Below are 24,823 nucleotides of genomic sequence, written 5' to 3' on the forward strand. Positions count from 1 at the left end.
AAGGTGTCGAGGGTGAGCCCGTCACGATCTGCGGAAGTCATTGCCATCGGGAGCCCCGCGACGTCACCGCCGTGGCCGCCGTGGCCGCCGTGGGCTTCGCCGTGGGCTTCGCCGTGGCCGTCGTGGGCTTCGCCGTGGGCTTTGCCGTGGCCGTCGTGGGCTTCGCCGTGGGCTTCGCCGTGGTTGTCGTGGTCGCCGTGGGCTTCGCCGTGGTCGCCCTGGTCGTCGTGGTCGTCGTGGTCGCCGTGGTCGCCGTGGGCTTCGCCGTGGTCGTCGTGCCCGCCGTGGGCTTCGCCGTGTTGCTGGTGGTCGTCACTGTGGCCGGCTCCTGGTGAACGCCTCGCCTCGAGCAGGAGGACTGGGTCGTGGTCGGACTCGTCCCGGGTCCGGGCCCAGGCCCCTGCGCTCGACAAGGCTTCAGCGGCCGTGTCGAGCTGGCGGTCGACCGGCCCAACGGTGATCGATGTCCGGTGACGTGGCGTCGGTACCTGGGACCACAGCACCTCTACAGCCGCGGAGAGCTGGTCACCGAGCCGGCCCACGGTGAGCAGAATGTCCGTGCGGGCCGGTGAATCCGCGAGGACCCACCCCCGCCGGTCGAGCTCGGCCTCCAGGTCCCACCGGAGCTCGGTCGTTCCCGGCCCGTCCACGACCAGGACGCGGGGTCGCGCCAGTGCCCACGGTGCGAGCCGCGCGATCACGTCCACCGCAGTGCCCCCTCGCGCCACACATACACCACGCCAACGAGCAGCAGCAGAAGGAAGACGAACATCTCCACCACGGCGGCCGCGCCGAGCTGGGCGACCACGACCGCCCAGGGGTACATGAAGATCATCTCCATGTCGAAGGCGAGGAAGAGCACCGTCACGGTGTACCAGCGCACGTGGTAGCGGGAGACGGCGTGCTGCTCGGGAAGGCCACCGGACTCGAACGGCAAGGACTGCGCGGGCTGCTGTGAACGGGTGGCGGCACGAGCCAGCCCGAAGAGGCCGCCGACCAGGGCGAGCGTCGCCAGGAGCATCGACGCGGCCGCTGCCATCTGACCTCCTCCGGGCAAGTTGTCGGGACTGCGGAGTACCAGCGAGGGTGCTCCCAGCGAGTGTGTGCCAGATTAGGTGCCGTTCCCGTCCGCGGCCAGCGGAACGGTTGGGACGGCCGGCGCGCCGGGGCCGGATCGGTGAGGTTCTGACTGACCGGTCAGGCGCGACCTCGCGGGGTGTCCCCGTGGTCGGCGGCGTAGGCGTTCAAGATGTCCGTCGTCTCGCGCCCGGTGTGAAGGAACTGAGCGTCCAGCACCTGCGCCAAGCCCTCCAGGGTGTGCTGAAGGACGTCCGCCGCCATGCGGACGTCCTCCTGAGAGGAACGCTGGCCTGCCTCAGCCAGCTCGGCGGCGTACCCGATGGTTCGTGCCAAGGCGCCCTCCGGCGTGACCTCGCGGAAGTAGTAAGTCTCGGTGTACTGCGTCAGATCCACCCGCACCTCGGTCAGCCCGGCGGCGAGGTTCTCCAGAACCCGAGCGGCGGTGCTCTCACTCAGCTGATCCAGCCGCTCAGCCGTGCGTGTCTTCGCCAGGGTCGCCAGCCGGAGCGAGAGCACTCGTCGGCGGCTCAGTGCCGGGTAGATCTGCAGGACCCAGGTCACCGCACCGGTCAGGAGCGTGAAGCCGATGAGGGCCTGCAGGGGGATGAGGAGACGAAGCCACGGGGCGGTGGGCACGATGTCCCCGAAGCCCAGCGTGGCCACGGTGACCAGGGAGAGGTAGAGCGCGTCGACGAGCATGTTGCGGCTCAGCGGATCCAGGCCAGTGGCGTAGCTGAACGACTCAGGGAGGTGCGGGAGGTAGACGAGGGCGGCGCCGACGATCACGAGCAGTCCCCACGTACCGATCACCATCACCACACCCGCCGGCCCCGCGAGCCTTCTGGCTGACCGGCCCAGCCGCTTGGACAGCCGCCACACCAGGGCCAGGACCCGGCTGCTGACCGCGCCCTGCCCGCTGGGATGAGCAAGTGTGTGGAAGAGGTCCCACAGGGCGGTAGCCACCAGGGCGCCGCCGAGGATCTGGGTCAGGACGTTCAACGGGTGGTCCTCCTTGGGATCGGGTGGCGGGGCGGCCCTCCGCGTCGACTCGGCGGGCCTCCAGCCGGGTCCGCGTCGACCGGGCCCGTGGCGGTGAGCTCGGTCTATCGAGGCCGGTCGGCAGGCAGCTTCACGGAGAACGTCGTGCCGTGGCCCGGGCCTGCACTCTCCGCCCCGACGTGACCACCGTGGGCCTCCGTCAGTGCGCGGACGATGGCCAGGCCGATGCCGCTGCCGCCCTTCTGGCGAGAGCGACCGGCGTCCACGCGGTAGAAGCGCTCGAACACCCGTCGCAGGTGCTCGGGTGCCAGGCCCTCACCCGTGTCGGTCACGGCGAGCTCGACGACGCCGGGCGCGGGCCGCGCGCTGACCGTGACGACGCCCTCGGGCGGGGTGTGCCGCAGGGCGTTGTCGAGGAGGTTGGCCAGGACCTCCTGCATCCGGTCCTCATCGATGCTGACCGATGGCAGATCGTCGGCGACGATGACCTGGAGGTCCACGCCGGCTCGGGCGAACCTTGCCCGGGCCGCCTTGACGGCGGCGGCCACCACCTCGCTCGGTGCGACCGTCCGCAGATGGAGGTCCAGGCGACGTTCCTCTGCGCGGGACACCGTGCCCAGGTCGTCCACGAGCCGCTCGACGCGCGAGAGCTCGGCGTGCACGGTGTCGACGGCGTCTCCGTCGAGGGGCAGCACCCCGTCGGCCAGGGCGTCGATGTAGCCGCGCAGCGCGGTCAGCGGCGTCCGCAGCTCGTGCGCGACGTCGCGAAGCATCTCCGCCCGCGTCCGCTCGGTGGCCGCCAGCTCGTGCGCCGTCAGGTCCAGTGCGCTGGCCAGGGAGGCCAGCTCGGGGCCGGACCCCGTGATGCGAACCCGTGCGGTGTAGTCGCCCGCCGCGATCCGGCCGGCCGCTGTCGCCATGGCCTCGACGGGCCGGACGACACGCCGGGTCACGAACCAGCTGACGGCCAACGCGGTGATCAGCGACGCAAGGATCGCCACCGACAGGGAGGTGAAGGTGGCTCCGCTGAAGGCGGTGTCGATGTGCTGCCGGGTCGTGTCGTCGATCGGCTCGGGGACACCTCGCAGGTGTTCCTCGAAGAGGCCCGGTGCGAGGATGAGCGCGACGACGGCGAGGGTCGACGCCCCGGCGACGATGACCAAGGCTTGGGCGAGGAAGAGTCTCGCCCCCAGCCGGGGGCCCTCGGAGGAGCGTCTCACGTGTCCCCGCCGAGGCCGTAGCCGAACCCGCGCAGCGTGCGGATGTAGCGCGGGGACTGCGCGTCGTCGCCGAGCTTGCGGCGGAGGTTCGCCACGTGCACGTCCACCACGTGACGGTCGCCGAACCACTGCCCGCCCCAGACCTGCTCGAACAGCTGGTCCCGGCTCAGGACACGTCGGGGCTGCTCCGTGAGGGCGTCGAGCAGGTCGAACTCCGTGCGGGTCAGCTCCACACGCTGCGCCCCGCGTCGCACCTCCCGGGCGCCGACGTCGATGGTGAGGTCACCGAGCTGCCGGGTCGCCTGGCCCTGCCGCGTGCCGGACCGGGGCCGGCGGAGCATGGCCCTGACCCGCGCGACCAGCTCGGGGGCGGAGAACGGCTTCCCGACGTAGTCGTCGGCACCGCTCGACAGCCCCACGAGCCGGTCGAGCTCCTCGGTGCGGGCAGTGAGCATGATGACGTAGGCGTCGGAGAAGGTCCGGAGCCGGCGGCACACCTCAAGTCCGTCGATGCCCGGCAGCATGAGGTCCAGCACGACGACGTCCGGCGGGCTCTCCCGCGCAGCGGCCACACCGGTCTCACCGTCGTCCATGACCACGACCTCGAAGCCGTCGCGCTCGAGGTAGCCACGGACGACCCGGGCGATCGCAGCCTCGTCCTCGATCACGAGGATCCGCGGCCGTGAGACCTCGCCGCGGTCCGCGGGCTCTCCCGGGCGGCCCCCAACGCTCATCCGTCCTCCGACATCGCGACGAATGCACCGTGCCAGTCGTGGTGCCACACCTCACCTGTGACGGCGTTGACGGAGAGCATGCCCTCGATCTCGCCGTTGCGGACGGTGTGCAGGGTGTAGTACCCGGGGAACTCTTCCGGCGCCCCCACGGTAAGGCCTTCCTCGTCGACCTCGCGCTCGGCCACGGCCAAGGCCTCGTCCGCCGAGATCTCAGGTGCGGTGTCGGCACCACGCGCCATCCCGTAGCGGGTGTTCCACATCATGGCCGGCCCGTACTCCGGACGTACCGCTCCTGTCCGGGAGTCAACCAAGATCTCGGTGACGCCCGCGCCGTCGGCGTCCAGAAGGTCGGCGTAGTAGTGGTTCTCGAACTCCATGATCTCGCCGACCTGCAGGTTGCCGTCGAGGTCACCGGCGAACAGCTCGGCGCGATCACGAGCCTCGGCGAGATCGTCGACGGGCGTGCCGCTCCCACTCGACCCACCTCCCGCCATCATGCCGGTGCCGCCGGTGCCCATCATGCCGGTGCCGCCGGTGCCCATCATGCCGGTGCCGCCGGTGCCCATCATGCCGGTGCCGCCGGTGCCCATCATGCCGGTGCCGCCGGTGCCCATCATGCCGGTGCCGCCGGTGCCCATCATGCCGGTGCCGCCGTAGCCGTCGCTGGCTCGTGAGGTGCTGGAGGCCCATGCGGGGCTCTCCTGGGTCAACAGCCAGGTGCCGGAGCCGAGCGTGCCGGCCAGGGCAACCGTCGGCACGAGGAAGCGTGTGATCCCGATCCTCACGGCAGCCTCCTTCCGAGCTGGCCTGCGGCGAGCGTCTCCTGCATCGACCGATAGGTCTCGACGTTCAACTCGCCGGCGGCGAAGCGCCGGTCGAGGATCTCCTGTGGGGTCTCCGCTCGCGGCCCGGCCTCATCCTTGCCGGCGCTCGGGAACACCCTCACGACCGCCCAGACGATCAGCGCGATGAGCGCGACCCAGAACACCACCATGGCGATCCAGCCACCGGCGCTCATTCCCCATCCCCAACCCATCATCGTCCTGTCCTCTCTCGTGGTTAACCGCTAACGAGAACCACGATGCGGGACCAGGATGAAGCGACTGTCAGGCGAACCTCTAGATCGGATCAAGGTGAGCGGATCGGTTGGCGCGTGCCGGTGGTCCCCGAGGAAGGGCCCCGGGGACCACACGGTCCTTTGCTACGCGGTCTCGACCGGGCGGCCGCCGCGCACGTCGTACCACTGGGCGAGCCAGGTCTGCATCTGCTCGATCTCGCCGAGCTGGGCCGCGTAGATGTCCTCGCACAGGCCGAGCAGCTCGGGGTGCTCAGCGTTGTCGAGGCACTTCTCGGCCTCTCTGATGGCACCCCAGTGGTGGCGGATCATCGAGCGCATGAACGCGATCTCGAACTCCGCGCCGTCGAGATCCATGAGCCGGTGCATGGACTGCATGCCCGTCATGTCAGGTTCGTGGGTGGCGCCGTACCAGTCCTGAAGCCAGCCCTGCATCTGCTCGATCTGAGCTGACTGCGAGGCGATGATCGACTCACAGGTACTGATGAGCTCAGGGTGGACGGCCTCATCCACGCACATCTCGGCCATCATCACCGCCATGGCGTGATGGTCGATCATGTCCTTGAGGAAGTCCTCCTCGAACCTGGCGGCCTGCGCGTCGGTGGCCGGCGCCTCGGCGAACGCCGGCACTGCGCTGACAGCGATGCCGGCACCCGTGAAGGCGCTCACACCGAGCGCTCCGGCGGCGAGGAAGGCCGCGGGGCGGCGGGTGCGACGGTGGTGACTGACGTTCATGACTCGCTCCTTAGTTGACTCCAGCTGTCCGGTCGGGATGTGTGTGCTGCAGTGGTGACAGAAGCGACCCGGGTCAGCCGACCGCGGCGAGGAGCTCGGTGCAGGCCTGCTCGCAGCGGCGGCAGCTCTCGGCACAGACCTTGCAGTGCTCGTGCATGTCGGCGTGGAGGTTGCACTCGTCCTCGCACGACCGGCACGCTTGGGCGCAGGCCTGCAGCTGGGCGCGGGTGATGTTCGCGTCGTAGCCGGTGTGCCGGGAGAGGACCCGTGCCGTGGTGGTGCAGATGTCCGCACAGTCCAGATTGGTGCGGATGCACTTCCGGAGCTCGGCGACCATGTCTTCGCTCAGGCACGCGTCGGCGCAGGCCGTACACGCCTGGCTGCACTCGACGAGGGCGTCGACGGTGCGGGCGAGAAGGTCACGGTCGAGGTTGATCTCGGCCGGGTAGGTCTTCATCATCGCTGATGTCTGCATCGGTTCCTCCGTGTGTCATCGCTGACACCGCACGAGGGGGCGGTGCCCTGGCCAGATCGACGCTAGACATGGGTCCGCGGGTACGCACGCCGGGATACCGGTGGACCCGGTCAAGATTTGATGAACACGGTGAACACTTCACTACTCGTCGCAGAGCGGTGGGGGAGCGGCCGCTCACCAGGTCAGGTGCCCCGCATGCCGTCGGTCGCACCGTTCGACCGTGCGGTCCGCGGTTCGGCAGGCAGCCTGTGCCGATGGAGCGGTTTCGTCCGCGAGCCCTCGGCGAACTCGTCACGGCAGCCGGCTGAGCAGAACCAGTAGATGGCTCCGTCGCGCTCGAGGTGCGGGCCGGTGCGCTCGACATCCATGCCGCAGACCGGGTCTCGCGCCATGGATGCGAGCTCACGGAACTGGCCGTCCTCCAGCCACAGCACCCTGTCGGCGATCTCGCGCAGGCGGGTGTCATGGCTGACGATGACGACGGCCCTGGCCTCGTCGGCGAGCATCCGCAGCAGCCGGGCCAGGTCGCGTCCGTGCGCGGCGTCGAGGTTGGCGGTGGGTTCGTCCGCCAGCAGGACCCGCGGGTCGTTGGCCAGGGCTCTGGCGACGGCGACGCGCTGCTGCTCGCCGCCGGAGAGCTGCGCGGGCCGGAACCGGGCGCGGTCGGCGAGCCCGACCCGATCGAGGAGGGAAGCCGCCCGGGCGGAGGCCGCCCGGCCCGCGACCCCGGCGAGGTTGCACGCCACCTCGACGTTCTCCGCCGCGGTCAACGCGCCGAGCAGTGCGTAGTCCTGGAAGACGAACCCGAAGGTGACGGCCCGCAGGGCCGGCAGCGCGCGCTCTCCGGCGGCGGTGAGGTCCACCGGGCCCGCTGGGCCTTGCACGGTGACGGTCCCGGAGGTGGGGCGTAGCAGCGCTCCCAGCATGAGCAGCAGGGTGGTCTTGCCCGACCCGCTCGGACCCATGATCAGGACGACCTCGCCGCCGCCGACGTCCAGGTCGACGTCCCGCACCGCGTGCACGACGCTCGGCCCGGACCGGAAGTTCTTGGTCAGTCCGCGCACGGCAAGGATCGGAGAAGGTGTCATCGTGAGCTCCGGAAGGCAGTGGCGGCGTCGACCCGAGCGAGACGCCAGACGGGGAGGAGGGCGCCGACGAGACCCGCCGCGAGGGCGCCGATCGCGGCACTCACGACACTGCCTGCCGTCACGCTGAGCTCTACCGTGGGCGCGAGGAGGGGCACCAGCGCCGAGAGGATCACGGCCAACACCGTCGCGACCGTGACGGCGAGACCGGTGATCCAGAGCACCTGGCTGGTCACGGTTCCGGCGAGCCGGCGCGTGGGCGCTCCCAGTGCCTTGAGAACGCCGTAGTCGCGCAACCTGTCCAGCGTCGACGTCATGAGGCCGAGCGCGACGACGCCCAGCGCGATCAGGTACCCGACCAGGTCCATCAACGTGAGCAGGTCGGCACTCATGTCGCCGACGACGGCGGACTCCGAGGCGATGAACTGCTCCCGCGTCTGCACGGTCGTTCCCGGCAGCGCCGCGGCCACCGCGGCAGCCAGCTCAGCGGCGTGCGCCGCACCGTCGCCTGCGACGAGGACGTAGGAGACCGTGGGCGCGACGAGGTCGGCGTACTGCTGCGCGGAGACGAAGACGGTGGTGTTGGTGATGCTCGTGCCGCCGGAGACGAGACCGACGACGGTCAGCGGGACGCCCTGCACCGTGGCGGCCGAGCCGACGGGCAGGTCCAGCGCCGCGGCGGCGGCGTCGTCGACCAGCGCCTCCCCCCGCCCGGGGGCTCGTCCCTCCTCGATGCGGGTCGGGCCACCGCGGCCGGTCACGGTGTCGTAGCCGATGAGGTAGGTGAGGAGCCGGCCGTCGGGGCCGTCCACCGCGGTGGAGGTAAACGCGACAGGCACCGCCCACGCCACCCCAGGGACGGCGGCCGCCTTGTCCGCGGTGTCCTCGGGGAGGGAGGAGGCACTCATGTGCATGGTGCGCACGCCCTCCTGGGACACGACGACATCGGCGCGCGAGGTTCGGATGTACGCCGTGACGCGCTCAAGGGCCCCCACCCTGAGGGCGTCGAGGACGAGGACGAGCAGGAGGGCCACGGCCACCCCCGTCACGGTGAGAGCCCCGCGCCGCCTGTCACCGAAGAGCACCCGGCGACCCAGGGGTACCCGTCGGCGGAGATCCGTGAGGACCGGGAGGTGGCTCATGACCCGCTCCGGAACGCCGTGGCCGCGTCGACCCGGCTGACCTGCCGGGCGGGGACCCACGCGGCGAGCAGGGCCATGGCCGCCGCGGCGACGGCGGTGCGGCCGAGCGCCGCCGGGGTGACCGCGACGATGAACGCGGGTTGCCAGGCGGTCACCGCGAGCCGAGCCACGGCCAGGAGGCCGACCGCCACCAGGCCGCCGACGACGCTGAAGCCCAGCGTCACCGTGAGCGTCACGAACTGCAGGCGCGCGGCCGGCGCACCGATGGCCTTGAGGACGCCCAGGTCGCGGCGGTGCTCGGCGACGACGGTGTAGGAGACGAGCGCGACGATGAGGACGCCCGCCGCGAAGGCCACGGCGACCATCAGTCGGATCGGCACACCGAAGATCCGGGTCGTCAGCTCCCGTGCGGCACCGGCCAGCTCCGCGGGGGTGCGCACCGTCAGTCCCTGCGACCGCAGGCGCTCGGCCGTGGCTTCCGGGTTCTCGGTGGTCACCAGCACGACACCGGTCGTGCCTGCAGCGCCGAGGACGTCGGTCAGCGTCGACTCGGTGACGAAGACCAGCGGCGTCATGAACATCGCCGTGTCATCGGTGAGAGCCACGACGGTGAGGCTGCGCCCCATCAGCGGCAGGGTGTCGCCGAGCGTGAGCCCGTGCTCCTCGGCCAGCAGCCGGTCGACGGCGATCTCGCCGTCGGCCGGGGTGCGGCCGTCGGCGATGTCCCACGGCTCGCCAGGTCCGCCCGGAGCGAAGCCGACGACGGCGGCCGCGGCCTTCTCGCCATGCAGCTCGAGGATCGTGTACATCGTCCGGGCCCGGCTGGTCCCGCTCACGCCGGGCACCGCAGCGACGACGTCGGCGACCTCGGTCGGGAGGGTGCTGCGGTCGGAGAAGAGCGACTCGGTGCCAGGCGCCACCACGACAAGCTCTGCCCCGAGATGGTCCTCATAAGTGGTCGCCCGCTCCTGCACCCCTGCCCACAGGCCGTCCAGGAGAAGGATCATCATGAGGGCCAGCCCGATCGCGAGCACACCGGCCACCAGTCGTGCCGGGCGCGCGGTCATCAGCCGACGTCCCAGCGGGACCTTGTCTGCGACGGACCAGCGCACCACTGTGACCACCTCCGGCCCGGCCCGGCCCGGGGAGCTCAGGGTCGAGAACGGTCTGTCCACCACTGTGTGTCGGCGGACCACCGACGAGGATCAAGACACGATGACCGTTCGATCAAGTCCTACCGGCCGGCGACCGACACGGTGAACGTCGCCTCCCGACGGTTGTCCTCGGCCCCGGATATCTCGCCGGTGTCATGATCGACCTCGAGGGCCTGGACCGACCCGAAGACGGCCTCCTCGACGGTGACGACCTCACTGGCCCAGCCGAGGTCGTCCAGGCGTTCGGCGAGCTCGGGGGAGGGGCGCTCCTCGAGGGTCAGCTTGCCGTCCTGGAGGTGGAAGCGGGGCGCGGCCACAGCATCCTCGAGCGGCTGGTCGTGCAGCGCCCAGCGGGTGAGGACGTTGGCGAGGATGGTCGGGATCTGGTGCCCGCCGGGTGTGCCGAGTCCGAGCACAGGCCGGCCCTGTTCGTCCAGGACGACGGTAGGGGTGGCCCAGCTGACCGAACGACGGCCCGGTGCGGGCTGGTTCTGCGGGGTGTCGAGAGCAGCGAAGCGCGAGAGCTGGTTGTTCAGGAAGAACCCGCCGACGGCCTGTGCTTCGCTGCCGCCCCAGAAGCTCGTGATCGTGTTGGTCATCGAGACCATCAGTCCGGACGCGTCGACCACTGTGATGTGGGTGGTGTTGCCCGGGACCAGGTCCGCGGCGCCGGCGACGTTGTCCGAGCCGAACACTTCGGCGGACGCGGCGGAGGTCGTGATGTCGTCGGCGAGGTCGGCGTTCTGGGCCTGGTCGGTGAGCTCGTCGACCGGGACGTCGACGAACGCGGGGTCTCCGAGGTGCTGCGCGACCGACCCGTCCGCGACCAGCCAGCTGTTGGACAGCGTCTCGACGTAGTCCGCGGAACCCGGTTCGGTGCCGGCGATGCCCATTGCTTCGGCGACCTGGAGCATCTGGACGAGGGCCACGCCGGGCAGGGCCGGGGCGGCCGAGACGATCTCGTAGTCTCCGACCCTCCCGCGGACCGGCTCCGAGCGGACCACGTCGTACGTGGCGAGCGAGGCGAGGTCGATCCCGTCGACGTCGTCGAGCCGGTCGGCAACCGAGCCGGTGTAGAAGCTCTGTGGCCCGTCCTCGGCGAGGACGGTGAGCGTCTCCGCGAGCTCCTCCTGGACGAGCTCGTCGCCCGCGCCCAGGGGGAAGATGCCTCCGAGGCCGTTGAACTGCCGCTGGTCGGAGACGGCGGCCGGTCCGTAGTCGCTGCGCATCCGCAGGGCGAGGAAGTCCGATATCGGGAAGCCGTCGGCGGCGAGGTCGATCGCGGGCTGGACGAGCTGTGCCCAGTCCAGCCGGCCGTGGTCCTCGTGGAGGGCGGCCATACCAGCGACGAATCCGGGGATGCCGGCTCCGGACTCGGGGATGGTGCCGTCCTGGGCGACGACCTCCCGGTAGTCGTAGTTCAGCGGCTCGCCGCCCGTGGGTGCCACGACCGCCGACCCGCCGCCGCCGATCCCGGATGCGAACGGCTCGACCACCGAGACGGCGAACGCTGTGGCGATCGCCGCGTCGACGGCGTTGCCGCCACCCTCCAGCACACTCATGCCGGCCTCGACCGCTGCTGGATGGGCCGCACTGACGGCTTGGTTCACCAACGCCGATGGGGACTGCGTCGTCGGTCCCGGGCTCCTCGGCGGCTCCGACGCGTCGGGGGCGGCTGAGGGTGCGGGGGCTGGTGTCGGCGCCGGCGCGGGGGCGGGTGTCTGGGAGCATCCGGCCACGAGGGCGAGGGCGAGCGCCGCCCCGGCGGCAGGGAGAGATCGGCTCAGGCGGGCTAGCAACGGGTTTCCTCTTCTGCGCAGCTCACGACGCCGAGACTGCAGAGCGTCTCGTGACGGGCGGCGACGGTCAATGGTCGGCATGGGATCCGGAACGGGGATCCTGGGCGGGTCACCGGGAGGCAGAAAGTCGTCCGGGAGCGGCCGACCGCTGGGTGCGGATCTCGCCGAGCCCGTCCGGGGCGTTCGCCTCTCTCCACGGCGGCCGGAGCAGCCGTTCAAGCGGTCCCCGGTCGAAGTTCCGGCGCCACCAAGTCGCGAAGATCAGTGCTGAGGCGCTCAGGGCGAGGCTGATGCCGATGCCCTCGGCGAGGACGTGAGGCTCGGGCCGGACGAGCAGATCGAGAACCAGCAGGTGGGCCACGTAGATCGTCAGTGCCAGCTGTCCCATGGCGACCAGCGGCCGCAGTCGGCGTTCCACAACGGTGCCTGTCCGCAACAGCAGGCCGAGGACGAGGACACCGCTCCCCGTGCCACTGATCAGCCAGAGCGGCATCTGTGAGTGGGCAACCGAGGTCACCAGTCGGTCGAACCCTATGGTCTCTGCGGGATCACCCCGCCATGCGACCAGGACCAGAGACACGGCTCGACCGATGACTGTGGCAAACGCACCGAACAGGATCATCCGGTGCTGAAGGGCCCGGTCGGCCAGATCGAGTCGGCCCAGCCACATGCCGAGCAGGAATGGCCCGGCCCACGTGATGACGGGATAGGGGCTCGAGAGCAGGACGCTGTGCAGGACCTCAGACGGCGAGTCGGCAGCCGTCGCCGACCGGACGTCCCAGGTGACCCCCTGAATCCTTTGCAGACCGATCCATGCAACTGGGCCGAGCACGGTGAGCGCGACGGCAAGAAGCCCCACGACGCGGCTCCCCGCGCGGACCAGGGGTATCGCGATGACGAAAAGCAGGGCGTAGGTCGGCAGGATCACGCTGACGCCGTGGTCGAGCAGCTGAAGCGCCAGCCCTCCGGTCATGAGCAGGCCCGCGCGCCAGAGCAGGGTGGCCCAGGGTAGGCGGCCCCCGGGCAGACGGGCCCGCCTCGTGAGGAGTGAGATGCCCACCCCGGCGAGGAGGACGAACAGGAGGGAGGCTCGCCCGAGGGGAAGCCGGTAGAGGACGTCGGAGATGCTGTCCCCGCTGCGCGGGCCGACGTTGACGACGATCATGCCCATGACGGCGAGGGCGCGGGCGGCGTCGATCGCGGCGACCCGCCCACGCCCGGGTGAGGGCGGTGAGCTGATCGGGGCCACGGGGGCCGGTCTGACTGCCGTCACCATCACTCCGATTCGATGTGCGGCCGGAGGTTCCGTGCCGGCGGGGTCGCCCATCGGCCGAGCTCGAGATGGGCGGGTGCTGTTGTCCGGGTGCCGCCGGATGTTGTCACGAGCGCACGCCCCTCGCACCGGAGGTGCGTCGGCGGCAGAGAGATGTCCGCCTGACCACCGGTTGAGGCCTGCGGGCGGTGCCACGTTAACCACCCCCGCCGCCGGTGTCACATTATGGTAACGGTCTTCATCGATTCTTCATACGCGGTGTCGTCCTCACCACATCGCGGCGGGCGTGGAGGTTGGGGCGACGGCGTCAAGCGGCGCAGTGGAGAGCACCGGGAGGTCTGGCGAGGGACTGAGCCAGGGCCCGCCCGGCGGTCACGTTCGTCTGATCTCGGCCCGACGCGTAACATCGTCGTATGACGATGCAAGCCTCGTATCCCGATATCAGCGCAGAACGGGGCGCGGTCGATGCTGCCGCTCTCGCGCCGGCGGCAGCGATGTTCCACGGGCTGTCGGACCCGGCCCGTCTGGCGATCCTGCAGCACCTGACGGTGGGCGAGCACAGGGTGCGGGACCTGACCGAGCACCTCGGGCTGGCCCAGTCGACGGTGTCCGCGCATCTGGCGTGCCTGAGGGACTGCGGCCTGGTGACCTCCCGTCCGGAGGGACGGGCGTCGATGTTCTCCCTGACCACGGCCCCGGAGCTGCTTGCGGTGCTTGCGGCGGCGGAGCAGCTGCTGGCCTCGACGGGATATGCCGTCGAGCTGTGCCCCAACTACGGCGTCGGTGCCACCACGACCCCGGACGTCGAGCACCTGAAGTCTCACGAGAAGTCGGAGAGTGCCTGATGAGCGACGCCTGCTGTGCCCACCCCGACGAGGACGAGCGCACCGACCACGACGAGCACGGTGAGGCCCAGGCCGAGCGGTTGTGGGACGTCGACGAGATCCGCGGGGCAGCGCTGTCCGGCGTACTGCTGGCCGCCGGCTTCCTGCTCTCCCGGGCGGGGCAGGACGGCTGGGCGCTCGGGCTGAACATCGCCGCCCTGCTGGCGGGGGCGGCGACGTTCGTTCCCGGGACGCTGCGCGCCCTGGTCAAGGGCCGGATCGGGGTCGGCACCCTGATGACCATCGCTGCGGTCGGCGCGGTGGTGCTCGGTGAGGTGCAGGAGGCCGCGACGCTGGCGTTCCTGTACTCCGTCAGCGAGGGCCTGGAGGAGTACTCCCTGGCCAAGACCCGTGGGGGTCTGCGCGCCCTGCTCTCCCTCGTCCCGGAGCTTGCCACCGTGCGCCGCGACGGCACCGAGGTCGCCGTCGCCCCCAAGGACCTGCACGTCGGTGAGGTCATGCTCGTCAAGCCCGGTGAGCGCCTCGCCACCGACGGGACCATCATTGCGGGACGCACCGCGCTGGACGTCTCGGCCATCACCGGGGAGTCCATGCCGGTCGAGGCCGGTCCGGGCGCGGAGGTCTACGCCGGGTCCATCAACGGCACCGGTGCCCTGGAGGTCGAGGTCACCACGACCGCGGAGAACAACTCCCTGGCGCGGATCGTCCACATCGTCGAGGCCGAGCAGTCCCGGAAGGGCGCGACCCAGCGCCTGGCCGACAAGGTCGCCAAGCCCTTGGTGCCCGGCATCATGATCCTCGCCGCCCTCATCGCCGTCGTCGGCTCCCTCGCGGGTGACCCCGAGCTCTGGATCGAGCGGGCGCTGGTGGTCCTCGTCGCCGCGTCCCCGTGCGCCCTGGCGATCTCCGTGCCGGTCGCGGTGGTCTCCGCGGTCGGGGCCGGCAGCCGGTTCGGCGTGCTGATCAAGGGCGGGGCGGCGCTGGAGACCCTGGGCCGGGTCCGCACGATCGCCCTGGACAAGACCGGGACCCTGACCGCGAACCGCCCGGTGGTCGTGGATGTCGCCACCACCGACGAAACTTCCCGCGAGGAGGTGCTCTCGCTGGCCGCTGGGCTCGAGGCCCGCAGCGACCACCCCCTCGCCAGAGCCGTCCTGGCCGCGGCCGGCACCGTGCCGGCAGCGGCCGACGTCGAGGCCGTCACCGGCGCGGGGCTGACCGGCACCGTCGGCGCCCGCCGTGTCCGGCTGGGGCGTCCGGGGTGGGTCGACCCGGCCGGGCTCGCCGCCCAGGTCACCGGCATGCAGCAGGCCGGTGCCACCGCCGTGCTCCTCGAGGTCGACGGCCGGGTGCTCGGCGCGATCGCGGTGCGTGACGAGCTCCGGACCGAGGCCCGCGAGGTCGTAGCACGACTGGGCCGCGAGGGGTACACCGTGACGATGCTGACCGGGGACAACGCGGCCACCGCGCAGGCGCTGGCCGCCGAGGCCGGCATCACCAACGTGCACGCCGAGCTTCGCCCGGAGGACAAGTCCCGTCTCGTCGGCGAGCTCCGCGCCCGGGGCGTCACGGCGATGGTCGGCGACGGCGTCAACGACGCCCCGGCCCTGGCCACCGCCGACCTCGGGGTGGCGATGGGCGCCATGGGCAGCGACGTGGCGATCGAGACCGCCGACGTCGCCCTGATGGGCGACGATCTGCGGCTGCTGCCCCAGGCCCTGGCACACGCGCGCCGTTCGCGGCGGATCATGCTGCAGAACGTCGGCCTGTCCCTGGTCCTGATCGCCGTCCTCATCCCGCTCGCCCTCGCCGGGATCCTCGGCCTGGCCGCGGTCGTCCTGGTCCACGAGCTCGCCGAGGTCGTCGTCATCGCCAACGGCGTCCGGGCCGGCCGGTCCGCGGACCTGAGCGCCATCATCGCCCTGGCGTCGTCGTCCGTCGCCGGCCACCCTCACAGCAGGGGAGCGGCGGGCACCGCCCGTGTCCCGACAGTCCTTTGAGCACGAGCGGTGCCGCGGTCGCGCGACCGCGGCCCTCCGTGCCCCTCGTCCTGATCGGCCTTGGCGTGGTCGTCCTCGTCGGGCGGGGTTTGCGGCCTGTTTGGCCACGCCGCGACCTCGCCCCGAGGGAGCAACCGGGAGTCTCCGGCACGCGCAGCCAGCTCCAGGGTCGCGGCGTCTCGTTCGGGCGCCCGCCTCACGGGTGACTGGGTCAGGAGCTGGGGCACTCACGCTCAGCCGGTTCCTCGTACTCGGGGACCGAGCGCGCTTCAGCCTCTGCCGGTGACGCCGCGACACCGTTGCGCTCGATGTCCTCGATCAGCCAGTCCATCTCGAAGATCTCCCGGCGCTGGGCCTCGCTGATCTCCACCGCCAGCTCGCACACCCGGACGTCCTCGATGCCGGCCCGCTCCGACCGGGTGATCGCCAGGGAGTGGTGAGGGATCATCCCGCGCATGAAGGCGGTGTCGTCCACGGTGGCCTGGCTGCGGTCGAGCGCGGTCCCACCGCCGAGGAGCAGAAGGCTCACGGCGACGACGGCGATGTTGGCCTTGGCGCTCTTGTACATGTTGAGCATCCAGGCAAGCATCACCAGGCCCATCGCCCCGCCCATGGTGATCGCCATGAACACCCGGCTCTGGCTGAAGCGGATGTGGCTCCACTCCCACGAGCCGACGAACATCACGAAGTACATGACAACCATCGCGGTGAGGATCATCGCCGCAAAGCGTAGGTACATCTTCTTCGGGTCGTGCGAACGGCCCTGGTCGTGGTGCATCTCGGTCATGTTGTCTTCGTTGTTCGGCACAGGTCAGCCTCCCAATCACCCTTGCGGGATCGTCGTGTCCACGTCCACCCGAGCGCGGGAGGTCGCGGCACACGGCGCCGCGTCGGCTCCGGGCCGCCTGGCGCGACCCACCGTGCTGCAGCCCACCCAGGCTTCCCAGGGCGGGAGTTGCCGGCGCCCTCGTGGTCGGCACCGACGCTAGCCAGGAACGAGAGGGACCGCATCCGGGCGTCCCTGGCGCAACCGCTGCTCGGGCGGACCTACTCGTGCGCGAGGCGGTCCACCGAACCCTGACGCGGACAGCGCAGGGTGTCGTGCCACCGTGCCGGCGGTGTGCCGACGGAGAGACCGGCGGTGGCGAGATGGCGAATCGCGACGACCAGGGCGACGGCGGCGATAACGTCCCAGTCCGGCCCCGAGCTGAGCAGGAGTAGACCGGCCGCGAGCATGAAGTCCAGGAGGACCGGTGTCGCCTGGTGCAGCCCGGCACGGGAAGCCACACCGACCGAAATGACGACTCCGGCGGCGGTGATCGCGAGGGCGGCACTCATCGCGTCCGCGATCATGACGGCGATGCCTGGTCCGTGGGGGTGTCGGTCTCCTCGAGCTCACGACGCTCGGTCCTGATCTCGCGCGCGAGGAAGTAGTTCAGCGCGGTACGGATGGTGGCGACGGCGGCGAGCTTGCCGATCTCTTCGAACGTCGGTGCCACGGCGGTGGTGAGAATGTCGCTGGCGAGCTGAAACTCCAGACCGAGGGCGAGAAATCGGCCAAGCAGCAGGCGGACCCGTACGAAGCCGGACGTGTCGCGCCGTACCAGGGCGGTGAGGAACAGCACGAATGCCGTGAGTGCGCCAGCACCGACGACCACGGCGCTGGCGGCCTCGATGAGTCGGACGAGCCAGTCGACGGCTTGACGGAGCAGCTCCTCAGACACGGTTCCTCCCGGAGGTGCGGGGGACCCACATTCACGCGACTCGCATGAGCGCGCAACCCGGCGTCAGCGGGCGACGGGAGGTTCGCCGAGATGTCGCCGTCGGGCGAACGTGGCTGGCGGGCGGCAGCAGCCTTCGAGAGGGACGCCGCACTCGCCGGCCGACGGAGCAGGGTTGCGTCATCGATCAGTTGCTCGGCCGGGGGCTGGGAGTCCCCCGGGGCGACCCGAACAGGCCGGAGACGGTGATGACCCGCAACGGCGGAGCCTCACAGCCACCCGCGGTCCCGTGCCTTCCTGTACGCCGCCGCGACCCCGTTGGGCGCTCCGACCTTGCTCATCGCCTCGGACAGGTAGTTGCGCACCGTGCCCTCGGACAGGTGCAGCTCCCCGGCGATCTCGCCGTTGGAGAGCCCGTCGCCGGCCAGGCGCAGGACTCGGCGTTCCCGGTCGGTCAGCGGCTCCGGTTCGGCCCACGCGTCGGCGGCGAGGTGGGGGTCGACGGCCCGGCCTTGCAGGAGCGTTACCACCAAACCGGCGACAGCGCCTGGCAGATCTTCGTCGGAACCCTCGCCGCCTGACCATCACCGCAGTCGAGCGGGGCGCGGGCGGGCCGTCACGCGACCACCACCTCCACGCCCGCCGCGTCCAGGGCGGACCGGTCGTCGGGGCTGATGCCGGAGTCGGTGACGAGCACGTCGACGTCGGTGATCGCCGCGAACCGCTGGGACGACTCGACCCCGATCTTGCTGGAGTCGGCCAGCACGACGGTCCGTCGCCCGGCTGACGCGATGGCGCGCTTGGTCGCGGCCTCGTCCCGGTCGGGGGTCGTCAGCCCGTACGTCGTGCTCAGGCCGTTCGTCGCGAGGAACGACACGTCGGCCCGGATGTCGGCCAGGGCCCCGACCGTGTCGGCACCGACCGCGGCGTGGGTGGTACGGCGCACCCGGCCCGGGAGCAGCACGAGGTCGATGTACGGGAGTCCGGCGAGCCGGGCGGCGATCGGGACGGCGTGGGTGACCACGGTCAGCCGGTGGTCCCGGGGAAGGATCGCGGCGAGCCGGACCGTGGTGGACCCCGCGTCGAGGATGATGGTCGACCCGGGCGGCGGAAGCAGCGACAGCGCCGCAGCGGCGATCTGGTCCTTGGCGGCGGTGTTGGCGACGTCCCGCTCGGTCAGGCCCGGCTCCGCGACGGCGAGCGCGCTGGCCGGGACGGCGCCGCCGTGCACCCGCCGGACCAGGCCGAGCCGTTCGAGAGCCGAGAGGTCCCGCCGGACGGTCTCGGTCGTCACGGAGAACTCCTCCGCCAGCTCCGCGACGGAGGACCGGTGCTGCCGGGTGATCACCTGGGCCATGGCGTGCTGGCGTTCCTCGGCGTACACCGGCGCTCCTTCGTGGGTGCGGGACATGGGCGGCTCCCGCGGCGCCCGTGCCTGTGGGTCTCTGTGGGTCCGTAACCGGATCCTGCCACCCGGGCAGGATCCGGAGGCGACCGTCCGCCGACGTGTCGCGGCTGGCAGGGTCGGTCAGGCGGGCAGGCGGGCAGGCGGGCAGGCGGGCAGGTGGGTCGGCGGGCGGGTCCGGTCAGCAGGCTGGTCCGGACGGCGCGGGGTCAGGGCTCGACGGTCACCTTGATCGCCTCGCCCTTGGCCACGATGTCGAAGACCGACATGACCTCGGCCAGCGGCACGTGCCGGGTGATGAGGTCCTTGACGGGCACCTGGCCGGTCGAGATGTACTCCAGCGCCCGCTTGTTGTGGTCGGGGGAGGAGCCGTTCGCGCCGTGGATGTGCAGCTGGCGGTAGTGGACGAGGTTGGAGTCGAGCTTGATGGACGGGTCGGTCTTGGGCAGCCCGCCGAAGAAGGAGATCCGGCCCTGCCGCGCGGCCATGGCGACCGCCTGCTCCTGGGTGACGTTGGCCGGGGTGGCCGTGATGACGACGTCCGCGCCCCGGCCGCCGGTCAGCCGCATGATCTCCTCGACGACGTCGACCTTCGACGCGTCGATGGTGTGGTCGGGGGAGACGGCGTCGGCCGACATCTGCAGCCGCTCGGCGTTGACGTCCACGAGCACGACGGTGCCGACCTTGTGGACACCGCGGGCGATCCGCACGTGCATGCACCCGATCGGGCCGGCGCCGAAGATGACGGTGAAGTCGCCCTCCTCGATGCCGAGCTGCTCCTGGGCGTTGATCGCGCAGGCGAACGGCTCGGCGGCCGAGGCTTCGTCGAACCCGACGTTGTCGGGGATGCGGTTGAGGCCGTCGACCTTGAGAACCTGCTCCGGCACGATCATGTACTCGGCGAACCCGCCGTCGTACTGGTAGCCCACCGAGGTCTGGTTCTGGCAGACCTCCATCCACCCCTTGCGGCACTCGTGGCACTCCCCGCAGGGGACCGCGGCGATGCACTGCACGCGGTCGCCGACCACGAAGCCGCCCAGCGCGTCGGCGCCGACCTCGACGACCTCGCCGGCGACCTCGTGACCCATCGTGGTCTCGCCGGTGATGTTGACGTGCCCGTTCTTCTTGATCTTGACGTCCGTCCCGCACGTGGAGCAGTTCTTGACCTTGATCTTCACCTCGGCGGGCCCGCACTCGGGCTCGGGGACGTCGACGAGCCGGACGTCTTCGGGGGCGTAGAAGCGCAGAGCCTTCATCGTGATTCCTTCCTTGGCATTCCGATGGTGCCCACAGTAGCCGCGTCCCCCGCCGAACGCCACAGGTTCGGGCATGAATGTCTGCCCGAGTGGTTGGCAACTGCCCCGATCATGATGTTTACTGGGCAGCACTGCGTGATCGGGGTCAATGACGTCTCCTCGGGAGGATCCGAAATGTCCACCACTACAACAGCGGCACCACGCGCCGGAGCGCGCGTGCACGTCCAGAAGTTCGGCACGTTCCTGTCCAACATGGTGATGCCCAACATCGGCGCCTTCATCGCCTGGGGTCTCATCACAGCGCTGTTCATCGAGGTCGGCTGGCTGCCCCAGCTGGGCATCGGTGACGACCCGGGCAGCTGGGTCGCCGAGATCGGCGGGTGGGGCGACTCCACCAGCGGCGGCATCGTCGGCCCGATGATCACCTTCCTGCTGCCGATCCTCATCGGCTACACCGGCGGAAAGATGGTCTACGACACCCGCGGCGGCGTCGTCGGGGCCATCGCCACGATCGGCGTGATCGCCGGCACCGACATCCCCATGTTCATGGGCGCGATGATCATGGGCCCGCTCGGCGCGTGGACCATGAAGCACATCGACGCGATCTGGGACGGCAAGATCCGGCCCGGCTTCGAGATGCTGGTCAACAACTTCGCCGCGGGCATCTGGGGCGCCGTCGTGGCCACGTTCGGCTTCTTCGTCATGAGCCCGATCGTGACCTGGCTCAGCGACCGGCTCGGCTCCGGCGTCGACTTCCTGGTGTCCAACGGCGTGCTGCCGCTGACCTCGGTGGTCATCGAGCCGGCCAAGATCCTGTTCCTCAACAACGCCATCAACCACGGCGTACTCACGCCGCTCGGTACGGCCGAGGCCGTCGAGCAGGGCAAGTCCGTGCTCTTCCTGCTCGAGGCCAACCCCGGCCCGGGCCTCGGGCTCCTGCTGGCCTTCTCGCTGTTCGGCCGCGGGATGGCCAAGGCCTCCGCGCCCGGCGCGGCGATCATCCACTTCTTCGGCGGGATCCACGAGATCTACTTCCCGTACGTCCTCATGAAGCCGAAGCTCATCATCGCGATGATCGTCGGTGGCATGACCGGCGTCTTCCTCAACGTCCTGTTCGGCGTCGGCCTGCGCGCCCCGGCGGCCCCCGGGTCGGTCTTCGCCGTGTACGCCCAGGTGGCGAGCGAAAACATCTTCGGCGTGACCGTCGCGATGGCGGGCGCCGCCGCGGCGTCCTTCGCGGTCGCCGCCGTCCTGCTCAAGACCGACCGCTCCGCGGACGAGGGCGACCTCGTCGCCGCCACGGCCGACATGGAGGCGATGAAGGGCAAGAAGTCCGTCGCCTCCACGGTGCTCGGGGCCCGCGCGGCCGCCGGCGCGGAGATCCGCACCATCGTCTTCGCCTGCGACGCCGGCATGGGCTCCTCGGCCATGGGCGCGTCGGTGCTCCGCAAGAAGATCCGCGACGCCGGCCACCCCGAGGTCACGGTGACCAACGCGTCCATCGCCAACCTCAGCGACACCTACGACCTCGTCGTGACGCACCAGGACCTCACCGAGCGGGCCCGTCAGCGGACCCCCTCGGCCACCCACGTCTCCGTGGACAACTTCATGAACAGCCCCCGCTACGACGAGATCGTCGGGATGCTCGGGGCGGGTACCGGGGGCACGGCAGCGGCGGATGACGACGTCGCCGCGCACGCGGTCCTCGCCGAGGACTCCATCGTCCTGGACGGCACCGCCGCCACGCGCGACGAGGCCATCACCGAGGCGGGCAGGCTGCTCGTGGCCAGCGGCGCCGTCGACCCGTCATACGTCGATGCCATGCACGAGCGTGAGACGTCGGTCTCGACCCACATGGGCAACGGCCTGGCCATCCCGCACGGCACGAACGACGCCAAGTCGTCGATCCACCGGACCGCGATCTCCTTCGTGCGCTACCCGCGGGGCATCGACTGGAACGGCAAGCCGGCCGAGTTCGTCATCGGGATCGCCGGCACGGGCAACGACCACCTGGGCCTGCTGCGGAAGATCGCGGGGGTCTTCACCGACCCCGCCCAGGTCGAGCTGCTCCGCTCGGCGACCTCGACGGCGCAGGTGCGCGAGATCCTCGAGGGTGCCCGCGTCTGACCAGGTCGGCCAGGGTGTCCGCGCCCTGGCCACACCGGCCGGCGTCGTCGTCCGCGACGGCGCCGGCAGCGCGGAGAGGGCAACCGGCGGGGGTCCGAGGCGGTCGCCGTCGAGACTCTGCGGCTAGTGCGGGTGGTCGTCGGTGTGGTGGCGGAGGTCCTCGAGGGCCGTGGTGATGACGTCGGCGACGACGGCCGGCTGGCGGAAGATGAGCAGGTGGTCGCCCTCGACGATCGTGGTCGAGGGGAATGTCGCGGCGGCTTGCCGCTGGTCCTCCGGCGAGGCGAAGCCGTCGTCCGTACCGATGAGGATGGTCGTGGGCAGGTCCTGCCAGGCGATCGCGGGTACGGGATCCGTCTCGATGGTGAACGGGACCGGCCGGCGCGGCGGGTCTCGCAGCGCCGCGCGGACCGCTTCCGGGAACGTCAGCATGCCGTCCTCCTCCAACCACTCGCGCGTGTCGAGCACGTGCCTGTCGCCGGGCAGGACATGGATCCGCGGGTTCTCGTAGATCCACGCGGTGTCGTTCACCCCACCGAGCTGCTCCGGGATCGTGCTGACGTAGACGAGCGCCGTGGTTCGCGGGTCGGCGCCCTGGCCGGCGGCCGTGATGACCCGCCCCCCGTACGACCAGCCCACGAGGGCGACCGGCGCCCGGCACTCGGCCGCGACATGCCGGACGTGCTCGGCGTCGTCCACGAGGCTCGCGCCAGGAACGCGGTGGGACGGGAGGTCGACGGCCCGCACCTCGACGGAGCGCTCCTGCAGGAACGGTGTCACCCAGGCCCAGTCGCTCGGATGCCCCCAGGTGCCGTGCACCAGCACCGCTGTGCCAAGGACGTCCATGGCCACGCTCCGGGGCTTCGTGGGCACTCCGTGCCGGCGTCCGCGCGTTCTCCTCGGACCCCGGGGCTTCGAGGCTACTCCGCCGCGTCACCGGCCAGGCTGTGAGCGCGGGGACATCACAGCCATCCTCGGTCCCGTGCCTTCCGGGCCGCCGCGATGCGGTTGGGGGCTCCGAGCTTGCTCATCGCCTCGGACAGGTAGTTGCGTACCGTGCCCTCGGACAGGTGCAGCTGCCCGGCGATCTCGCTGTTGGCCAGCCCGTCGCCGGCCAGGCGCAGGACGCGGCGCTCGCGGTCGGTCAGCGGGTCCGGTTCGCCCCACGCGTCGGCGGCGAGCTGGGGGTCGATGGCGCGGCCTCCGGCGTGCACGTCGCGGACGGCCTGGGCCAGGGCGCTGGCGGGCGCGTCCTTGAGCAGGTAGCCGACGGCGCCGGCGTCCAGCGCTCGCCGGAGGTACCCGCTGCGGGCGAACGTGGTGAGGATGACCACCCGGGTCGGCAGGCCCCGTCGCAGGACTTCGGCGGCCACCTCGAGCCCCGTCATCCCGGGCATCTCGATGTCCGCCAGGAGCACGTCGGGCCGCAGCGCCTCCACCAGGCGCACGGCCTCCTCGCCGTCAGCGGCGGTGCCCGCCACGGTGATGTCGTCCTCCAGCCCCAAGAGGGTGCTGAGGGCACCGAGGACCATGAGCTGGTCCTCGGCCAGGACCACGGTGATCGTCATCGTCCGCCCTCCTGTCCTGTCCGGTGCTCGTCGGTCGCACCCGCGTGGGGAACCGTCACCTGGACGACGGTCCCGGGCCTCTCGTCGCCGCCCTGCGGGTCGCCCAGCACGACACGGCCACCGACGGCGGCGATCCGCTCCCGCATGCCGGTGAGCCCTGATCCTGCCTCCCCCGCGTAGCCGCGGCCGTCGTCGCTCACCTCGAGTCGGACGTCGGTACCGGCCGTGGTGATGGTGACGGTGGCACGCCGGGCGTCGGCGTGACGCACCACGTTGGTCACCGCCTCACGGAGCGCCATGGCCAGGGCTGACTCCTGCTCGGGGCGCAGCTCGGTGCGGTCGGCCCGGATGTCGACGTCGACGCCTGCTGCTTGCAGGGCCACCCGTGCACCGTCGAGCTCGGCGCCGAGGCCACGGGCCCGGTAGCCGGCGACCGCGGCGCGCACCTCGTCCAGGGCCTCGCGGCTGATCTTCTCGACGTCGTCGATCTCCGCTGCTGCCCGATCCGGGTCGACGCGCACCAGTCGGGCGGTCAGCTGGCTCTTCAGCACGATGACCGACAGTGTGTGCCCCAGCAGGTCGTGCAGGTCCCGCGCGATCCTCTCGCGTTCGGCGATCGTCGCCAGCCGCTCGATCTCCTCGTCGGCGCGCAGGAGACGACGGTTGGCCCGTCGGCGCTCCGCGTCGAAGATGCTCGTCGCCACCACGACCGGGGTGAAGAAGACTGCGGGGCCCAGTGCCGCCAGCCGCCACGGCATCGGGACGGGCGAGATCACGAAGATCAGCACGAGCACCCCGACGAGAGCGGCGACGACGTACACGGCCCGACGGACCGGGTACAGGCGGCTGGCCACGGCCGCCGCGTAGATCGCGAACACGCTGGCCCCGCTGTTGACCAGCGAACCCGCAAGGGCCAGGGCGCCGAGGCCCGCGATGAGGATCAGGGTCTGCCGGTCGCCGCGAGCCCGGAACGTGGCTGCGTAGATCGGGAGGAACAGGGCGATCAGCACCGCGACGGCCAGCCAGTCCCGGGCGTCGGTCGTGGGGTTGAAGAGGGGCTGGTAGAACAGGGCTCCGAGGTAGACCAGCCAGACGTAGCGCATGTCAGCGGCGGGGTTGCGGCGGGCTCT

Annotated in this window: 25 protein-coding genes and 2 pseudogenes; 4 read left to right on the forward strand and 23 right to left on the reverse strand. The window is 71.0% G+C overall.

Features of this window, described 5'->3' with window-relative positions; genetic code table 11:
* Positions 1 to 71: 71 nt before the first annotated feature.
* On the forward strand, positions 72 to 335 hold the full coding sequence (locus EDD32_RS18900; protein ID WP_170175304.1) for a hypothetical protein: 264 nt from the start codon (positions 72 to 74) through the stop codon (positions 333 to 335).
* Between the two features lie 362 nt (positions 336 to 697).
* Here the strand turns inward: EDD32_RS18900 and EDD32_RS13945 are convergent, their stop codons facing one another.
* The 14 genes and pseudogenes from EDD32_RS13945 to EDD32_RS14005 form a co-directional block, all read right to left on the reverse strand.
* On the reverse strand, positions 698 to 1,039 hold the full coding sequence (locus tag EDD32_RS13945; protein WP_123918401.1) for an NADH-quinone oxidoreductase subunit A: 342 nt from the start codon (positions 1,037 to 1,039) through the stop codon (positions 698 to 700).
* 158 nt (positions 1,040 to 1,197) lie between these two features.
* Positions 1,198 to 2,079, reverse strand: coding sequence for a potassium channel family protein (locus EDD32_RS13950; protein ID WP_211338831.1), 882 nt, complete (start codon positions 2,077 to 2,079; stop codon positions 1,198 to 1,200).
* Between the two features lie 104 nt (positions 2,080 to 2,183).
* Complete coding sequence (locus EDD32_RS13955; RefSeq protein WP_123918403.1) at positions 2,184 to 3,299, reverse strand: sensor histidine kinase; 1,116 nt, start codon at positions 3,297 to 3,299, stop codon at positions 2,184 to 2,186.
* Positions 3,296 to 4,033, reverse strand: coding sequence for a response regulator transcription factor (locus EDD32_RS13960; RefSeq protein WP_123918405.1), 738 nt, complete (start codon positions 4,031 to 4,033; stop codon positions 3,296 to 3,298). Before EDD32_RS13960 ends, EDD32_RS13955 begins: the two co-directional genes overlap by 4 nt.
* Entirely contained in the window at positions 4,030 to 4,818 is a 789-nt protein-coding gene (locus EDD32_RS13965; RefSeq protein WP_211338832.1) for a hypothetical protein, read from the reverse strand. Before EDD32_RS13965 ends, EDD32_RS13960 begins: the two co-directional genes overlap by 4 nt.
* Positions 4,815 to 5,051, reverse strand: coding sequence for an SHOCT domain-containing protein (locus EDD32_RS13970; protein WP_211338833.1), 237 nt, complete (start codon positions 5,049 to 5,051; stop codon positions 4,815 to 4,817). Before EDD32_RS13970 ends, EDD32_RS13965 begins: the two co-directional genes overlap by 4 nt.
* Positions 5,052 to 5,234: 183 nt before the next feature.
* Positions 5,235 to 5,843 carry a DUF305 domain-containing protein gene (locus EDD32_RS13975; RefSeq protein ID WP_123918407.1) on the reverse strand — a complete coding sequence of 203 codons (609 nt, stop codon included), beginning with the start codon at positions 5,841 to 5,843 and terminating at the stop codon, positions 5,235 to 5,237.
* A 73-nt stretch (positions 5,844 to 5,916) separates the two neighbouring features.
* Complete coding sequence (locus tag EDD32_RS13980; RefSeq protein ID WP_123918409.1) at positions 5,917 to 6,318, reverse strand: four-helix bundle copper-binding protein; 402 nt, start codon at positions 6,316 to 6,318, stop codon at positions 5,917 to 5,919.
* A gap of 182 nt (positions 6,319 to 6,500) precedes the next feature.
* Positions 6,501 to 6,710 (reverse strand): YHS domain-containing protein, encoded by a 210-nt coding sequence (locus tag EDD32_RS20135; RefSeq protein WP_447926000.1) that lies wholly within the window; start codon positions 6,708 to 6,710, stop codon positions 6,501 to 6,503.
* 9 nt (positions 6,711 to 6,719) lie between these two features.
* Positions 6,720 to 7,406, reverse strand: a pseudogene (locus EDD32_RS13985) (ABC transporter ATP-binding protein); the annotation flags it as partial.
* Positions 7,403 to 8,545, reverse strand: coding sequence for an ABC transporter permease (locus EDD32_RS13990; protein WP_123918411.1), 1,143 nt, complete (start codon positions 8,543 to 8,545; stop codon positions 7,403 to 7,405). The gene EDD32_RS13990 and the pseudogene EDD32_RS13985, both read right to left, overlap by 4 nt.
* Positions 8,542 to 9,612 (reverse strand): ABC transporter permease, encoded by a 1,071-nt coding sequence (locus EDD32_RS13995; protein ID WP_148087414.1) that lies wholly within the window; start codon positions 9,610 to 9,612, stop codon positions 8,542 to 8,544. Before EDD32_RS13995 ends, EDD32_RS13990 begins: the two co-directional genes overlap by 4 nt.
* 167 nt (positions 9,613 to 9,779) lie before the next feature.
* The gene (locus tag EDD32_RS14000; RefSeq protein WP_123918415.1) at positions 9,780 to 11,261 is read right to left on the reverse strand and encodes a gamma-glutamyltransferase family protein; all 1,482 of its coding nucleotides are present in this window, start codon (positions 11,259 to 11,261) and stop codon (positions 9,780 to 9,782) included.
* A gap of 346 nt (positions 11,262 to 11,607) precedes the next feature.
* The gene (locus tag EDD32_RS14005) at positions 11,608 to 12,669 is read right to left on the reverse strand and encodes a DUF418 domain-containing protein (protein ID WP_170175306.1); all 1,062 of its coding nucleotides are present in this window, start codon (positions 12,667 to 12,669) and stop codon (positions 11,608 to 11,610) included.
* A gap of 515 nt (positions 12,670 to 13,184) precedes the next feature.
* Between EDD32_RS14005 and EDD32_RS14010 the strand changes: the two genes are divergently transcribed.
* Positions 13,185 to 13,616: an ArsR/SmtB family transcription factor gene (locus EDD32_RS14010; protein ID WP_123918419.1), complete on the forward strand. Its 432-nt coding sequence runs from the start codon at positions 13,185 to 13,187 to the stop codon at positions 13,614 to 13,616.
* Entirely contained in the window at positions 13,616 to 15,616 is a 2,001-nt protein-coding gene (locus EDD32_RS14015; protein WP_123918421.1) for a heavy metal translocating P-type ATPase, read from the forward strand. The genes EDD32_RS14010 and EDD32_RS14015 overlap by 1 nt, the downstream gene beginning before the upstream one ends.
* 211 nt (positions 15,617 to 15,827) lie before the next feature.
* Here EDD32_RS14015 and EDD32_RS14020 read toward each other — a convergent pair whose 3' ends face one another.
* The 6 genes and pseudogenes from EDD32_RS14020 to EDD32_RS14045 all read right to left on the reverse strand — a co-directional run bounded on the left by EDD32_RS14020 (position 15,828) and on the right by EDD32_RS14045 (position 19,998).
* A complete protein-coding gene (locus EDD32_RS14020; RefSeq protein WP_211338834.1) occupies positions 15,828 to 16,403 on the reverse strand; it encodes a DUF305 domain-containing protein in 576 nt (191 codons plus the stop codon).
* Positions 16,404 to 16,663: 260 nt separating this feature from the next.
* On the reverse strand, positions 16,664 to 16,969 hold the full coding sequence (locus EDD32_RS14025) for a hypothetical protein (protein WP_211338835.1): 306 nt from the start codon (positions 16,967 to 16,969) through the stop codon (positions 16,664 to 16,666).
* Positions 16,966 to 17,340 (reverse strand): DUF1622 domain-containing protein, encoded by a 375-nt coding sequence (locus EDD32_RS14030; RefSeq protein WP_123918423.1) that lies wholly within the window; start codon positions 17,338 to 17,340, stop codon positions 16,966 to 16,968. The genes EDD32_RS14025 and EDD32_RS14030 overlap by 4 nt, the downstream gene beginning before the upstream one ends.
* 266 nt (positions 17,341 to 17,606) lie before the next feature.
* Positions 17,607 to 17,849, reverse strand: a pseudogene (locus EDD32_RS14035) (response regulator transcription factor); the annotation flags it as partial.
* A gap of 104 nt (positions 17,850 to 17,953) precedes the next feature.
* Positions 17,954 to 18,721, reverse strand: coding sequence for a DeoR/GlpR family DNA-binding transcription regulator (locus tag EDD32_RS14040; protein ID WP_123920561.1), 768 nt, complete (start codon positions 18,719 to 18,721; stop codon positions 17,954 to 17,956).
* Between the two features lie 230 nt (positions 18,722 to 18,951).
* On the reverse strand, positions 18,952 to 19,998 hold the full coding sequence (locus tag EDD32_RS14045) for a zinc-dependent dehydrogenase (protein ID WP_123918427.1): 1,047 nt from the start codon (positions 19,996 to 19,998) through the stop codon (positions 18,952 to 18,954).
* A gap of 174 nt (positions 19,999 to 20,172) precedes the next feature.
* Here EDD32_RS14045 and EDD32_RS14050 point away from each other — a divergent pair, with 174 nt between their 5' ends.
* On the forward strand, positions 20,173 to 22,125 hold the full coding sequence (locus tag EDD32_RS14050) for a PTS mannitol transporter subunit IICBA (RefSeq protein ID WP_123918429.1): 1,953 nt from the start codon (positions 20,173 to 20,175) through the stop codon (positions 22,123 to 22,125).
* A gap of 123 nt (positions 22,126 to 22,248) precedes the next feature.
* Here the strand turns inward: EDD32_RS14050 and EDD32_RS14055 are convergent, their stop codons facing one another.
* The 3 genes from EDD32_RS14055 to EDD32_RS14065 all read right to left on the reverse strand — a co-directional run bounded on the left by EDD32_RS14055 (position 22,249) and on the right by EDD32_RS14065 (position 24,796).
* A complete protein-coding gene (locus EDD32_RS14055) occupies positions 22,249 to 22,971 on the reverse strand; it encodes an alpha/beta fold hydrolase (protein WP_123918431.1) in 723 nt (240 codons plus the stop codon).
* A 116-nt stretch (positions 22,972 to 23,087) separates the two neighbouring features.
* Positions 23,088 to 23,693 carry a response regulator transcription factor gene (locus tag EDD32_RS14060; protein ID WP_123918433.1) on the reverse strand — a complete coding sequence of 202 codons (606 nt, stop codon included), beginning with the start codon at positions 23,691 to 23,693 and terminating at the stop codon, positions 23,088 to 23,090.
* Positions 23,690 to 24,796, reverse strand: coding sequence for a sensor histidine kinase (locus EDD32_RS14065; RefSeq protein ID WP_123918435.1), 1,107 nt, complete (start codon positions 24,794 to 24,796; stop codon positions 23,690 to 23,692). Before EDD32_RS14065 ends, EDD32_RS14060 begins: the two co-directional genes overlap by 4 nt.
* Positions 24,797 to 24,823 lie beyond the last annotated feature (27 nt).

It is taken from the genome of Georgenia muralis, assembly GCF_003814705.1.
GTDB lineage: Bacteria > Actinomycetota > Actinomycetes > Actinomycetales > Actinomycetaceae > Georgenia > Georgenia muralis.